Raw genomic sequence first — 13,264 nt, 5'->3', positions numbered from 1 at the left:
CACGCAGCATGAAAACATGGTACGGTTACCGCACTTTCTCTTCCACGATCAACAAAGACACCTGGCACGAAGCCAACCAGTATGCTGCTTATCTTTCACGTTGCATGGCGTACGTCCTGATCCCTTTCGGCTTGCTGATGGCATTGATCTTCAAGACGCAGACGGATGTTTTCCTGTATCTCACCATCACGCCCGTGATCTTCTGCGCGCTGTTGCTCACCGGTCTTACCGAATGGCATCTGCTGCAGGAGTTCGACGAAGACGGGAACAAACGCAGCAAACCCCGGAAAAAATCTACCCCTTCCGCCTGATCACCAGCACTGCGGGCACAGGCCGCTGCCCTGCCGCATCGGAAGGTTTGATGGTATTGAGATGGTTTACGTACAGTGCGGATGATCCGCCGCCGTCGAGGTTGAGGGCTTCCACGCATTGGAGGCTCGTGAATATCTCCGCCAGCTGCGTCAGGGTTGCGCCTTCAGCTACGCCTTTATTCCTTCCTTCCACCACCAGCAGGATCACTTTACCGTCTGTCCTGTAACCCACGGCAGACCTGGGATGGAAGTCTTTCACACTGCCCATGCGCTCTTCCTTCATCGTTACATGCACTTTGCCGTTCTGCACCAGTACAGGTCCGCCGCCAGCCGCTTCTTTCATTTTCCAGCGGTGCGCGCCCTGCGGGTATTTTTTCCCGGGCTGACGATATACTGTGTCTATTCCGTTGATCTCGGGAGTAACGGGCACTTCGTAAGCATAGGGGCGGTTCTTTTCGCCCACGTTGTATACCCAGGCAATATCCGGCCGGTTCTTTCTGCTGAGCCCGAAAGCGCCGCGGGTCGTGTAGATCACACGGTTGGGGTTTGGGATCGATTTGGGATTTACGTCGATGACCTTTCCCTCGTGTATCACGATATTGAGGCTCCTGTTGGTTTGAAAGGAGAAGAAGGTGGTATTGATAACTGCCAGCACGGAAGGGCCTTCTATGCTGTTGTATTGTGCCGGCGTGAGGCGCTTGCCGTTGCCGGTGCGGATCACGGCTTCCATCTGCGGGTCTGCAGGATCAAATTCCAGGTAAAAGGCGCGGAAGGGTTTGCCGTCCAGTGAATCTTCGGTTTCAAAAACCCGCATGCTGGCGGGAAGGCCTTCGTTGTGCGGCGCGGAAGGCTGCCAGCGGAGCTGCGCCTGCGCCGCGGCGGGCAGCATGGCCAATAGTATCAATAAGCGTTTCATGGGCAGAAAAATAGGAAATAGCGGGCAGAGTTACAGGTTATTATTGCGTAAAACATGGTATAAAAAAACCCCGGACTTGCGCCCGGGGCTGTATTTACTAAACAAGTTGTTCCTGGATCATTTCCTGCCGCTGAAGATATGTTTTTCAGCGTGGTAAGACGAGCGTACCAACGGGCCTGCTTCCACATAGTCCAGTCCCATGCCGTAGCCGATCTCGCGCAGCTCTGCAAACTCATCGGGATGCACAAAGCGGATAACGGGGAGATGTTTGGGAGTGGGTTGAAGATACTGGCCGAGGGTTACAACGTCGCAGCCATTGTCGCGGAGGTCCTGCATGGCCTGCACCACTTCTTCCTTGGTTTCGCCGAGGCCCAGCATGATACCGCTTTTGGTACGCATGCCGCCTTCTTTCAGCCGGCGGATCACTTCAAGGCTGCGGTGGTATTTGGCCTGGATGCGCACCTGCTTGGTCATTCTTTCCACGGTTTCCAGGTTGTGGCTCACCACTTCAGGCGCCGCTTCGATCACCCTGTCCAGGTTTTCCCAGATGCCCCTGAAATCGGGGATCAGGGTTTCCATGGTGGTCTCAGGATTGAGGGCGCGTACGGCTTTGATGGTGTTGGCCCAGATGATGGAGCCGCCGTCTTTCAGTTCATCCCTGTCTACAGAAGTAATGACCGCATGTTTCACCTTCATCAGGTAAATAGCTTCGGCCACGCGCTGGGGTTCATCCCAGTCCACGGCTTCGGGCCTTCCGGTGGCTACGGCGCAAAATCCGCAGCTGCGGGTACATATATTTCCAAGAATCATGAAAGTGGCCGTTCCGGCTCCCCAGCATTCGCCCATGTTGGGACAATTGCCGCTTTCACAGATGGTATGAAGTTTATGGGTATCTACCAGGTTCCTTACCTGTCTGTAATTCTCTCCGATCGGCAGTTTAACACGAAGCCAGTCGGGCTTTTTCACTCTCTGCGCAGCCGGTTCGGCCGCGATTACGGGTAGTTCTTGCATCGCAAATCCTTTCTTTAAGGTACAAAGTTACTTATTCCAGCGCTTTCCCAGCTGTATTCCTACATATGCATTGAAAAAGAACGACTTACCCTCCTGATCGACCATAATGGGTACCTTTTTGGTATAATATTCAGCGTTGATGCCTACTTCAAGGGCAGATATGACGTCGTTGAAACGGGCCCAGTCGAACCGGAAGCCTGTTTTGGCATGTACGCCCGGGGTGATGCTCATTTCGCCCCAGCCCCTGCCGAAACCGCCGGCGCCATAAATGTGGTCCCGGTTCAGGAAGTCGTCTCTCACTTCATCGGAGTATTTCACGATCTTCCGGCTGTTCGGGTCGCCGGAGTCGTTGGTGAGCTCCAGGTAATAAGGCTTGATGAGCCCGGCAGACAGGCCGCCGTAATACAGGAAGTTCACTTCCACCCCGTTCTTATTGCCTTTGCCGCCGATCAGCCTTTTCTGGCCGATGCCCAGCTTGGCCTGGTAGAAGTTGTTCATTTTACCGTACACGAAGGGCGTGCTGCTGATATAAAAGCCTCCACCGGCAGGGATCATCCTGGATGAACGGTCCTGCTTGGGGTCTCTTTTCTCGGAAAACTCTAATTGAAAATAATTGATCTTGCTGGCCGTCTTGCGGAATCCCATTTCCAGGAAACCTGTCCAGCCATCGGTATTGAGGCGTGCGCCGCCGGAGAATTCCCTGTTGAAGAGGTTATCCCCTTCCTCTATTTCCCTGAAAAGCGAAATCTTCCGCAGCCTTTTTTGTTCCCTTTCCTCTTTTTTGGAAGGTTTGGTATTCTGGGCATAGAGTGTCATGGAAGCCATCAAGAGCAGTAAGAGTACATTGATTTTTTTCACCGTGTTGCGCAATTATAAATTATTAAACGCCTGATTATGATTTATGTTTTATTTCTATACAAACATACAGAAATAAGTTGGTAGTTGGCTGCTTCCATCGCCCTGCCACGGGCAGGATGATTTATTAAAAATACGCTTATTTTACGTGCAAAATCAATCATCATGGAAACTGCATCGATCATTTATAACGGCGAGCTCAGAACAACGGCCACGCACGTCCGCTCAGGGACGGAAATCAATACGGATGCCCCGGTAGACAACAACGGCAAAGGCGAGCGGTTTTCCCCCACCGACCTGGTAGCCACGGCCCTTGGCTCCTGCATGCTCACCATCATGGGCATCAAAGCGCGGGATAAAGGCTGGAACATCGACGGCACCAAAGTAAGCGTTGAAAAGATCATGGGCACGGAACCCCGCCGCATCACCGGCGTCAATATCGTATTTGATTTCCCAGCCGGCCACGGACTGGAAGATAAAGACCGCAAGATCCTTGAAAATGCGGCATATACTTGTCCTGTAGCAGAAAGCGTTCACCCTGACATCAAGCAGAACGTTACTTTCAATTGGTGACGGCATCCGGCTACAAAAATTTTCTTAAAAAAAGAACTGGGCTGTGAGCTTTGGGGCTGTGGGCTCAGCTTTTTTTAAGAAAATTTTTGTAACCGGATTTTTTAGTAAAAACATGGCTTGTCAAAACCCTGGCTTTTACTCCCCACCCCGATTAACCCTGATTCTCCAACCAATATCTTCACTGAAACGCAGCAACAGCAAACATTGTTACTACTTATAAACACAAAATCGAAATCCTTCACTCTCTCATCGTTCCCTGAAATGCCGCCACAGGCAAACGTATTTCCTACAGCAAGGAAGCCCAATGAAAAAATTTTAAAAAAAGCTGTGCCCACACCCCCGGCATAACCCTGCCCCAGTTCCTTTTTTAAAATTTTTTCATTGGGCTTCCGCCCCCCCATAGCGAGTCTTCATCTTCCTCCTGACATTCGTTGAGGTCGTCTCCCAGCAGGTTTTTGCCTACCTGGCAGTCGAGGCATCTTTTGGCGTCGCAATAGTATTGTTTGAGCTGCAGCAGGCTTTGTGAGTCGGTGGCGGTGATGGATGGGACCTTTTCGTGGGCCCAGCCGCGGATGATGTGGTTATTTTCGGCGGGCAGGCTGTCCAGCAGGTCCAGGGCGCGCTGCTGATGCTGAGGGAGGCGCATGTGTTTGCCGTAGAGGTACAGCAGCGGGACAATGGCGTTGATCATCACATGGTGCAGGATGTGTTTGCCGGGGGCCGTGGTGCGAACGGAAGGGACGTCCAGCCGGTAGTGATATTGCCAGTATTCCGAAGGTTCCGCGTGCAACAGCTGTTCCAATTCCGGGGCGCCTTGTGTGTCCAGCAGGCGGGAGAAGAAATGCGGAGCGCTGTGCAAGACGGCGGCGAAATGAGCGATGCGGAGGCTGGGAAATGAAGCAGGGCGCATGCGGAGCCATTGCCAGCGGTGCGCGGGCATGGGCTGCAGGCCATACTTGTGTTGCAGGAAGCGGTATTCGGACTGGAGCTCTTTGGGGTATGCATCTTTGAAAGCGGTTCCCAGCATGCCGGCCTGGCCGAAGAGCAACGCTTCCAGGCGCGGGCGGTGCTGGCGGATGCGGGCCAGCAGCATGAAAGGAATGGATTGCACCAGTTCCAGGAATGCGCTGGTGTTTACCGGCATGCCGTAGCTCTGGGCCATGGCGCGCGTGCATACTTCTTCCCAGTTGAAACGGGTCTGCTCCAGCCAGTTGCGGTACACTTCCGTTTTGCGGGCGAGCCTTTCCTGGATGAGCCGGGGCGTCCATTTTTCCCAGACAGCCTCGGGCACACGGTGCAGCAGCGGCGCGCAGGGCACGAAGGCCGTGTGGGCCATCAGGTGGTGATAACGGCGGAGCAGGATCTTCGGGATGCGGTGCTGCAATTCCAGCACGGGGATGCGCGGCTCCGGTATCTGCCAGGGCAACGGCTTCCCGCCTGTGGGTTCAGGCTGGTCGTGCTCAAATACCACGTGGAGGATCACATTATGATACCTCGGATTGTGCTGGTGGCCATGGCGCCGCCAGTCTGAAGTGCGGTAGTGCAGCTCCACATTACCGGCCCATTCCATGCCGCCTATGCGCAGGCGGGCAGCCGTAAAATCAGGTCCGCCATCGCGGTTGAGGTGACCAGGACTAAGGATGGCAACGGGTTCACCGGTGACCGTCTGGAGGCGGAGACGGTCGAAGTGCCCGGACAGCCAGATATACTGGAGCAGCGCTTCCGAGCAGAGCGGGTTAACAGACAACATAAAAAAGTATTACTTTCGGTTAATAAATTACTACAAAAATTAGTAAAAATCGAAATTCCCGCAAGGTATTTGGAAAATTGGCCTTTCTGCCGTTACCTTTGCGCCAGTTCTTAAACATCACTTATCCAGAAAGGCAGAGGGTACTGGCCCTGCGAAGCCTTAGCAACCATCCCGGATCCATATTCGGGAAAAGGTGCTAATTCCGGCCCCGGAAGGGGAAAGATAAGTTGGCAGAGGTTTACATTTTGCAAGCATCAACATATTGCGAAGGCTCTTCCAACCCCGGAAGGGCTTTTTTTATTTCCCATCTGACATAAGCTGAGATTTTTGAATCACATTTGTTACAGTGAAACGCAGCGGCGTGCCCGTTCCGTAAATCATCGACCAGCCATTAAAGCGAAGCGTTACATCTGAAGTTGAAAAAAAGATAACATGAAACCATCTACACAACTGATCCACAGCATCCCGGTAGATGAGCTCACCGGAGCCATTTCCGTGCCTATCTACCAAACGTCCACGTTTGTGCAGGAAAGCCCGGGGATCAACAAAGGGTTTGAATTTTCGCGGGCCAACAACCCCACGCGGAAAGTGCTGGAAGACCTGATCTGCAGCCTCGAGGAAGGATATGCCGGTTTCGCCTTCGCCAGCGGCATGAGCGCCATAGACGCCGTGCTCAAGCTGCTCAAGACCGGGGATGAGATCATGGCGGTGGAAGACACCTACGGCGGCATCTTCTCCATTTTCAACAGCATGTTCGAACGCTTCGGCATCAAAGTGAACTTCGTGGATATGAGCGATACAGACAAAGTGCTGGAAAAGATCACGAACAAAACAAAGATCATCTGGCTGGAATCGCCCACCAATCCCACGCTGAAGATATCCGACATCAAATCCATCAGCAAGATCGCCAAACAACATAATATCCTGTTGGTGGTAGACAATACCTTCAGCACTCCCCTGCTGCAAAAGCCCATCCCGCTTGGCGCAGACATCGTTATACATTCCGCCTCCAAATACCTCGCCGGCCATACGGACGTGATCGCAGGCCTGGTGGTAGTGAATTCCAAAGCCCTGGCAGACCAGCTGAAGTTCAACCAGAACATCTCCGGCAGCATCCTCAGCCCGTTCGAGGCCTGGCTTACCATCCGCGGCATCGAAACGCTGAGCCTCCGGCTGGAAAAACAATGCAGCAACGCCATGGCCATCGCCACCTGGCTGGCGGACCATCCCGCCGTGGATAAAGTTTTTTACCCCGGCCTGGCCACGCATAAAAATCATCACATCGCACGCAAGCAGCAGAAAGCATATGGCGGCATGGTGAGCTTTTCGCTGAAGGAAGACCAGATCAAGAACGCCATCCGCATCGTGAACACCACCAAGCTGTTCAAGCTCGCGGAAAGCTTCGGCGGCGTGAAAAGCATGCTGGCCCACCCCGTGACCATGACGCACCGCAATATTCCCGAAGAGTTCCGCCGCAAGGCCGGCCTGCAGGAATCCTGCATCCGCCTGTCCGTGGGCATCGAAGATGCGGAAGACCTTATCAACGACCTGAAACAAGCATTGGATAAACTAAACCAGCCTATCGGCAAACAAATTACTGTACTGCAATAAACTATGGAAAAGAAGAACATCAATCTCGGCATTTTCGGTTTTGGCTGTGTGGGCCAGGGCCTTTATGAAGTGCTGAACCGTACAAAAGGTATCAACGCAAGGATCAAAAAAATCTGCATTAAAGACCCGAACAAGCCCCGTCCGATAGATATGAGCTATTTCACGACGGACCCGAACGATATCCTGAACGATCCCACCATAGACGTTGTGGTGGAACTGATCAACGACACGGAAGCCGCTTTCCGCATCGTTAGCACCGCGCTGAAGAACGGCAAAGCTGTAGTGAGTGCCAGCAAACGCATGATCGCCGAAAACCTGCCCGCGCTTTACCAGCTGCAGGTAGATAATAAAGTGCCCTTCCTCTACGAAGCATCCAGCTGCGCCAGCATTCCCATCATCCGCAACCTGGAAGAGTACTACGACAACGACCTGCTGAATGCCGTGGAAGGCATCTGCAACGGTTCTACCAACTACATCCTCACTAAAATATTCGAAGAGAACCTCAGCTTCGAAACCGCGCTGCGCCAGGCGCAGGACCTTGGCTTCGCCGAAACCGACCCCACGCTCGACGTGGAAGGCTTCGATCCGAAATTCAAGATCGTGATCCTGCTGCTGCATGCTTTTGGCACCTTCGTGAGGCCGGAAGAAGTGTTCAACTTCGGCATCAATCACCTGAACGATTTCGATATCAATTTCGCCCGCCAGCGCAATTGCACCATCAAGCTCATCGGCAACTGCCGCCGGCAAAACGGCTCGGTGAACGCCTACGTGCTGCCGCACCTTATCCGTGAGCACAACCTGCTGTACGACGTATACAACGAATACAACGGCGTGCTGCTGGAAAGCGCTTTCACGGACAAACAATTCTTCGTAGGCAAAGGTGCGGGCGGCACCGCCACGGGCAGCGCCGTGCTCAGTGATATTTCCGCGCTGCTGTACAACTACCGCTACGAATACAAAAAGATCAAACAATCCAACCAGCCCTCGTTCACCAACGACGTACAGCTGAAAGTATACGTACGTTATAAAACGCCGGACCAGGTAGACCTCGCGGAGTTCTACAACATCGTCGAGAAATACGAATCGCCCGACTGCCGCTACGTGGTAGGCACCATCAACCTGGAAAAGCTGAAAGACGCGGACTGGCTGAAGAATAAAGAAGTGAACCTGCTCGTACTGGAGCAATAACAAATAAAAAAGGTGGTCAAAATAATGACCACCTTTTTTTGTCTATTTGTTTAACCCATTATTGCTTGATGTATTTGAACACGATGTTTACCATGTAAGAACTTTTGAGCATAGTGCCTTCGAAAGCTTCATTATTATGACTCATGCCCGACAATTGGCCACGGTCGTTGTAAGTATACGTGCCGGTGCGTACTTTCCTGAATGTAGAACCATCTTCCGTCATTTCCACTTTGGTTACACTATTTTCACAGAGATAGTCCAGGGAAACGGCGTCTGTTTTCCAGAGATAATCATCCTTCAGTATCTTGCTGAAGAGGTTCGGCTTAGTATTGTCGACGGTATAAACCTCCGTTTCGCTCAGCTTAAAAATGCCGTTGTTGTTGCGCAGCATTTCTACTTTGGAAACATTGTTGCCATTCCAGGAAAGGATACGTTTTTTATTGTTGTACTCGGGCTGAACACTATAGATACCGTGCATTTCCACTACTTTACCGGCTGCATTGTAATACAGCGTATCATAGTAATCGATGGAGGTGGTGCCGCTTTGTGTTGAATAATGACTGATCTTCGCCAGTTTGCCGTCTTTATAAAAATAAGTCGTTTCTACTTCCTTCGGTTCGGCATTATTCCTCGTTTCAATTTTTACCAGTTTTCCGTCCAGGTAAGTGGCGTAGGTAAACGAAGTATCGTTGCCGCCTTTATCCCATTCTTTCGTTTCTTTCACAGTGCTGTCTGCATTATAGCTAACGCGGTAATAAGTGGTATCTCCGCCGTTGGAAAATTTCGCGTCCCATCCGAGGAGGGCATAAATGTCTTTGTTAGGCTCGGGATTGGGCATAGGATCGTCGCTGTCTGAGCAGGATACTGCAAAAAAAGCCAGGGCCAACAGGCTGGCGAGTGATTTTTTCATGGATATGTGTTGATTTTAGGTTGTCAATAGGATTTGTTGGAAGAAGTGGTTTGTATTTACGGCAGGGTAATATATTCCAGCTTCAAAGTCGTAGTCATAGTTTCATTACTCTGCTTATCATCTTTCACGATGACTACATCCTTCGGCAATCCCTGCTGGTCATAGGAAGGTGTATAGACTGTTGAATAGATCAGCACACCGCTGCCTGCGGCTTTCTGTTCGTCTTTGATGACGGCATGCACGCTCAGGTGGGAGAAATTGTGCCTTTCATACCGAAGCAGGAAATCGCCTTTGAACATATGCTGGTAGCCGGGCATGTCGTTATAGGTATAGGTGTTTACGCTCACGGGTATTTCCGTATTCCCGTTCACCAGGAAATATTCCGCCTTGCTCACATCATTGTACTGCCAGGTGAGTTTGTACACGCTGCTGCGCACACCGCCTGATATTTCATGGTATTCGGTAAGCCTGCCGTCTTTATACACGAGTGAATCTTTGTCTGTGATCACTGGTTCGCCATTGCTGCCCAGGTTGTAATAGTTCACCCCGGTCAGCACGATGCCGTCATACACGAATTTCCGGTCTATGCGTTTTTCGCTGAATGCGAAGAATTTGAATTCGGAAATGTACCTGCTTCCGCCCAAATAAGCCACTTCGAATGAGTCGGCTGTATTGCCCGTCCAGTCTGCAAAGCGGACCACACGCCCTTCATTGTCGTATTTCATGACCAGCGAGTCATTCCCTTCTGTTATACGGGCTACTACGATCTTTTCCGGTGGCAGTTCAGGTACGGTTTCCACTTTGTCCTTTTTGGAACAGGCGAACAATAAGTTCAGGAGCGCAATGCCCAGGAGCGCTTTTTTCATAGTCTGCGGGATTGAAGTTTCCGTTAATCTTGAAATGGCAACGTTCCGTTTCTCCAGGTAACAGGTATGGGTATACGGTCAACAATATTGCATTACATACGCAAATATAAACAAAAAATGTGTAATGTATAATAATTTATAACAAGGAAAGTCTTTCCGCCACCTGGCTCACCGGAAGCCCCATCACATTGTAAAAGCAGCCGTTGATCCGGTCTATCCCCACTGCGCCGATCCATTCCTGGATAGCGTAGGCACCGGCCTTGTCGTAAGGCTGGTAATGATCCACGTAATACGCGATCTGCTCTGCCGCCAGGGGTTTGAAATGCACCTCGGTGGTCTGGCTGAAAGCCTGCTCCGAGCCATTATAAACTATCACCACGCCCGTGATCACTTCATGGATGCGGCCGCTGAGGGCGGTGAGAATGCGGATAGCGTCTTCCCGGTCCGCAGGTTTGCCGATGATCTTACCGTCCAGCACCACGATGGTGTCTGCGGCTACGATCACTTCATTTTCAGTATATAAAGCCTTCACAGCCAGCGCCTTTTGCCGCGCAATGTGAACGGGCACTTCATCGATGGGCATGCCTTCGGGAAAAGTCTCTTCTGCCTCGCTCACCTTCACCTGGAACGGGATGCCTGCCTGCTCCAGCAATTGCCGCCTGCGCGGGCTCTGGGACGCCAGTATAACGGGTTTGCCTGTATACATTTATAACATGATTTTGAAAAAGATCATGGAAAGGATGCCGGTAAGCATCACGATCTTGATCCAGGTGCTGATCTGGTGGTATTGTTCCGGCTGGAAGGCCCCGGTCAATGGCTTTTGTACTTTGAGCGTTAACGGCAGCAGCACGAAAATGGCGATATACGCCACGGCTGCATACCAGCCTTTGATGGCGGTCGCGATCATGATCACCGCCAGCACGGCCTGCAGCCCTATGATGAGCATCATGGTGAAACGTTTGGCCCGCTTCACGCCCCATACGATCGGGATGGTGCGGCAGCCGTCTTTGGCGTCGCCGATCATGTCTTCCATATCTTTCACGATCTCCCGGATCATAGACAGCAAAAACGCGAAGAGCGCATAAATGCCGATGATCTGGATCAGCCTGCGGCCCGCGTAAGACAGGATGGCGGCAAAACTCTCATAGATCTGTTTTTCGTAAAAGCCCACCACCACTACGCTCAGCGCGGTCAGCAAAGAGATCACAACGTTGCCGATCAGCACCTGCCGCTTGAACGAAGTGGAATAGAACCACAACAGCAGGGTGCAGAACACCTGTACGAACCCAAGATAGAACTGCCCGATCTGGAAGGCGACCAGGAACCCGAGGGACACCCCGGCCATATTTAATATGGTATGCCATGCCATGGCCCAGCGCCGGTTGATGATCTTGTCCACCACCATCTTGTCCGGCTTGTTCACCAGGTCGATATTGATGTCGAAATAATCGTTGATGATATAGCCGCCGGCGGCCACCAGTACGGTGGATATGCATAGCATGAGGAAATGCGGGAATGAAAGCGAGGGCACAGACCCGCTGTTTTGCAGCAGGGGCTCCACCACGCAGTATTGCAGCAGGAATTGCGTGAGCGCAATGTAGACCAGGTTAGGATACCTGACCATTCTGAAAAATGCCGCGAGTAAACTCATAAGTTAAAATAGGTGGTCATTAATTATCTGGAAGGCACGCCTTCATCCAGCAGCCAGTGGCCGTTCAGCTTCAGTACTTTTTCGATCACGTCGCGCACGCAGCCGTTGCCGCCTTTTTCAGGGGAAATGTAGCGGCTGATGCTCTTGATCTCCGGCGCAGCGTCAGCCGGGCAGGCGGGCAGGCCGGTGAGTTGCATCACGCGGTAATCGGGTATATCGTCGCCCATATACAGCACTTCGTCCCACTTCAGGCCGTGGATCATGGCATATTCTTCGAGTTTATCCACTTTATCGGTGATGCCGGTGTAAACATCCTGGATACCCAGGCCATTGAGGCGGCTGATCACGCTCTCGGACCTCCCTCCTGAAATAACGGCCACGCGGTAACCCATTTTCACAGCCAGCTGGAGGGCATACCCGTCGCGGATGTTCATTTTACGGCTCTGCTCCCCGTTGGGCAGCAGCTGTACGGTACCGTCCGTCAATACGCCGTCCACATCAAATACAAAGGTGCGGATGCGGGTGAATAGTTCCAAAACGTTCATGGCTGTTGTTTCTGCATACTGACCGGTTGATGGCCAGTGTGCGCAAAAATATCTGTAATTAACGACACCGCCAATCATTTATGGAACTGGTGGATACTTTCGCTCAGCAGCGGGTAGATCTGCTCCATGGAAGGGTAGTTGGCAAGCAGGGACTGGTGCAGGGCCATGGTCCGCTCATCGTTGCGGATGGCGGGGCCGGTCTGCACGTTTTCCGGCGGGTAACGGTCCAGCCGCTGGAAGGTTTCCCGGATAAGGGGGGCCAGCAGCGAAAAGTCTCTCCCCTCCTGCCCGCAATAGAATTTGGCGAGGGCTATGAGGTGGTTGGTGAAGTTGTTGCAGAAAACGGCGCCCAGGTGCATTTGCAGGCGCTCGCGGGAGCTCATCACGGAAATGGATGCACTGATGCTCTGCCCCAGGGCCAGCAGGCGCTTCAGCACCTCGTCGTTGGCCGCCTCTACCAGCAAAGGTATCTCCGGGTAATTTTTGCTTTCTTTCCGGATGCTCTGGAGCGGGTACATCACGCCGGTATTCACGGAAATGCGGGAAATAGCATCCATAGGCACGGCCCCGGCGGTATGCACCACGATCCGCCGGCCCAGCCTCAGCTGGTCGTTCAGCTCTGCGATCACATCGTCTCCCACCGCCAGCAGGTATACGTCCGCCTCCATATTTATATCCATCAGGTCGTCAGACGGGTCTGCATGCAGCTGCTCGGCCAGCTCCCGGGCATGCGCCTTGCTGCGGCTGATCACCTGTTTTACGTGATGGCCGTGCAGTTTCATTAAATGACCGAAACAATGCGCCACATTGCCTGCTCCTATAATAACTATGTCCATGATACTATTTTTGATTCCCCGGAACCTGTCTGGCCCCAATTCCATGCCAACCGGCACAAAACATGGTTTAATTTTAACATGTAATATTACTGTCTTTCCGCCAATGGGAGGTAATTATAATTAATATGCCGTCGTTCCCTGCTGGATATCAAGTATTTAACGGATTCTATTTTTTATATCAACCTACTTTTATATACTTGCACAAATCGGATTTATAACTTTTGTGCAAATTTTTGCGTAA

The 13,264-nt window shown here is 52.0% G+C and carries 14 protein-coding genes and 1 riboswitch; of the genes, 4 read left to right on the top strand and 10 right to left on the bottom strand.

Annotated features, from left to right (window positions below; translation table 11 throughout):
* Positions 1-8: 8 nt before the first annotated feature.
* Positions 9-311, top strand: coding sequence for an SdpI family protein (locus R3I13_RS20620; protein WP_346319864.1), 303 nt, complete (start codon positions 9-11; stop codon positions 309-311).
* Here R3I13_RS20620 and R3I13_RS20615 read toward each other — a convergent pair.
* The 3 genes from R3I13_RS20615 to R3I13_RS20605 form a co-directional block, all read right to left on the bottom strand.
* A complete protein-coding gene (locus R3I13_RS20615) occupies positions 295-1,227 on the bottom strand; it encodes a phosphodiester glycosidase family protein (protein WP_346319863.1) in 933 nt (310 codons plus the stop codon). The genes R3I13_RS20620 and R3I13_RS20615 overlap by 17 nt on opposite strands.
* Positions 1,228-1,344: 117 nt before the next feature.
* On the bottom strand, positions 1,345-2,238 hold the full coding sequence (gene lipA / locus R3I13_RS20610) for a lipoyl synthase (RefSeq protein ID WP_346319862.1): 894 nt from the start codon (positions 2,236-2,238) through the stop codon (positions 1,345-1,347).
* Positions 2,239-2,265: 27 nt separating this feature from the next.
* On the bottom strand, positions 2,266-3,063 hold the full coding sequence (locus tag R3I13_RS20605; RefSeq protein WP_346319861.1) for a hypothetical protein: 798 nt from the start codon (positions 3,061-3,063) through the stop codon (positions 2,266-2,268).
* Between the two features lie 195 nt (positions 3,064-3,258).
* Here R3I13_RS20605 and R3I13_RS20600 point away from each other — a divergent pair, with 195 nt between their 5' ends.
* On the top strand, positions 3,259-3,666 hold the full coding sequence (locus R3I13_RS20600) for an OsmC family protein (RefSeq protein ID WP_346319860.1): 408 nt from the start codon (positions 3,259-3,261) through the stop codon (positions 3,664-3,666).
* 367 nt (positions 3,667-4,033) lie between these two features.
* Here R3I13_RS20600 and R3I13_RS20595 read toward each other — a convergent pair whose 3' ends face one another.
* The gene (locus R3I13_RS20595; RefSeq protein WP_346319859.1) at positions 4,034-5,416 is read right to left on the bottom strand and encodes a DUF2851 family protein; all 1,383 of its coding nucleotides are present in this window, start codon (positions 5,414-5,416) and stop codon (positions 4,034-4,036) included.
* Between the two features lie 118 nt (positions 5,417-5,534).
* Positions 5,535-5,645: riboswitch (SAM riboswitch) on the top strand.
* Positions 5,646-5,848: 203 nt separating this feature from the next.
* Between R3I13_RS20595 and R3I13_RS20590 the strand changes: the two genes are divergently transcribed.
* Together R3I13_RS20590 and R3I13_RS20585 are read left to right on the top strand one after the other, a co-directional pair.
* Entirely contained in the window at positions 5,849-7,027 is a 1,179-nt protein-coding gene (locus tag R3I13_RS20590; protein WP_346319858.1) for a PLP-dependent aspartate aminotransferase family protein, read from the top strand.
* A 3-nt stretch (positions 7,028-7,030) separates the two neighbouring features.
* Positions 7,031-8,215 carry a homoserine dehydrogenase gene (locus R3I13_RS20585; protein WP_346319857.1) on the top strand — a complete coding sequence of 395 codons (1,185 nt, stop codon included), beginning with the start codon at positions 7,031-7,033 and terminating at the stop codon, positions 8,213-8,215.
* 58 nt (positions 8,216-8,273) lie between these two features.
* On the opposite strand, the gene R3I13_RS20580 is transcribed toward R3I13_RS20585, so the two are convergent.
* The 6 genes from R3I13_RS20580 to R3I13_RS20555 all read right to left on the bottom strand — a co-directional run bounded on the left by R3I13_RS20580 (position 8,274) and on the right by R3I13_RS20555 (position 13,023).
* Complete coding sequence (locus R3I13_RS20580) at positions 8,274-9,125, bottom strand: hypothetical protein (protein ID WP_346319856.1); 852 nt, start codon at positions 9,123-9,125, stop codon at positions 8,274-8,276.
* 56 nt (positions 9,126-9,181) lie between these two features.
* Positions 9,182-9,991 (bottom strand): hypothetical protein, encoded by an 810-nt coding sequence (locus R3I13_RS20575; RefSeq protein WP_346319855.1) that lies wholly within the window; start codon positions 9,989-9,991, stop codon positions 9,182-9,184.
* Positions 9,992-10,127: 136 nt separating this feature from the next.
* The gene (locus tag R3I13_RS20570; protein ID WP_346319854.1) at positions 10,128-10,697 is read right to left on the bottom strand and encodes a Maf family protein; all 570 of its coding nucleotides are present in this window, start codon (positions 10,695-10,697) and stop codon (positions 10,128-10,130) included.
* Positions 10,698-11,642 carry a geranylgeranylglycerol-phosphate geranylgeranyltransferase gene (locus R3I13_RS20565; RefSeq protein ID WP_346319853.1) on the bottom strand — a complete coding sequence of 315 codons (945 nt, stop codon included), beginning with the start codon at positions 11,640-11,642 and terminating at the stop codon, positions 10,698-10,700. It abuts the gene before it with no gap.
* Between the two features lie 23 nt (positions 11,643-11,665).
* On the bottom strand, positions 11,666-12,187 hold the full coding sequence (locus R3I13_RS20560; RefSeq protein WP_346319852.1) for an HAD-IIIA family hydrolase: 522 nt from the start codon (positions 12,185-12,187) through the stop codon (positions 11,666-11,668).
* A gap of 74 nt (positions 12,188-12,261) precedes the next feature.
* A complete protein-coding gene (locus R3I13_RS20555; protein ID WP_346319851.1) occupies positions 12,262-13,023 on the bottom strand; it encodes a DUF2520 domain-containing protein in 762 nt (253 codons plus the stop codon).
* Positions 13,024-13,264 lie beyond the last annotated feature (241 nt).

It is taken from the genome of Chitinophaga sp. YIM B06452, from assembly GCF_039655965.1.
Lineage (GTDB): Bacteria > Bacteroidota > Bacteroidia > Chitinophagales > Chitinophagaceae > Chitinophaga.
This window is presented reverse-complemented; position numbering and strand designations above follow the sequence as displayed.

Excerpts from the sequence above, each read along its gene's own strand:
- R3I13_RS20620 (WP_346319864.1), top strand. The coding sequence starts at position 9 with ATGAAAACATGGTACGGTTACCGCACTTTCTCTTCCACGATCAACAAA.
- R3I13_RS20615 (WP_346319863.1), bottom strand. The coding sequence starts at position 1,227 with ATGAAACGCTTATTGATACTATTGGCCATGCTGCCCGCCGCGGCGCAG.
- lipA (WP_346319862.1), bottom strand. The coding sequence starts at position 2,238 with ATGCAAGAACTACCCGTAATCGCGGCCGAACCGGCTGCGCAGAGAGTG.
- R3I13_RS20605 (WP_346319861.1), bottom strand. The coding sequence starts at position 3,063 with ATGGCTTCCATGACACTCTATGCCCAGAATACCAAACCTTCCAAAAAA.
- R3I13_RS20600 (WP_346319860.1), top strand. The coding sequence starts at position 3,259 with ATGGAAACTGCATCGATCATTTATAACGGCGAGCTCAGAACAACGGCC.
- R3I13_RS20595 (WP_346319859.1), bottom strand. The coding sequence starts at position 5,416 with ATGTTGTCTGTTAACCCGCTCTGCTCGGAAGCGCTGCTCCAGTATATC.
- R3I13_RS20590 (WP_346319858.1), top strand. The coding sequence starts at position 5,849 with ATGAAACCATCTACACAACTGATCCACAGCATCCCGGTAGATGAGCTC.
- R3I13_RS20585 (WP_346319857.1), top strand. The coding sequence starts at position 7,031 with ATGGAAAAGAAGAACATCAATCTCGGCATTTTCGGTTTTGGCTGTGTG.
- R3I13_RS20580 (WP_346319856.1), bottom strand. The coding sequence starts at position 9,125 with ATGAAAAAATCACTCGCCAGCCTGTTGGCCCTGGCTTTTTTTGCAGTA.
- R3I13_RS20575 (WP_346319855.1), bottom strand. The coding sequence starts at position 9,991 with ATGAAAAAAGCGCTCCTGGGCATTGCGCTCCTGAACTTATTGTTCGCC.
- R3I13_RS20570 (WP_346319854.1), bottom strand. The coding sequence starts at position 10,697 with ATGTATACAGGCAAACCCGTTATACTGGCGTCCCAGAGCCCGCGCAGG.
- R3I13_RS20565 (WP_346319853.1), bottom strand. The coding sequence starts at position 11,642 with ATGAGTTTACTCGCGGCATTTTTCAGAATGGTCAGGTATCCTAACCTG.
- R3I13_RS20560 (WP_346319852.1), bottom strand. The coding sequence starts at position 12,187 with ATGAACGTTTTGGAACTATTCACCCGCATCCGCACCTTTGTATTTGAT.
- R3I13_RS20555 (WP_346319851.1), bottom strand. The coding sequence starts at position 13,023 with ATGGACATAGTTATTATAGGAGCAGGCAATGTGGCGCATTGTTTCGGT.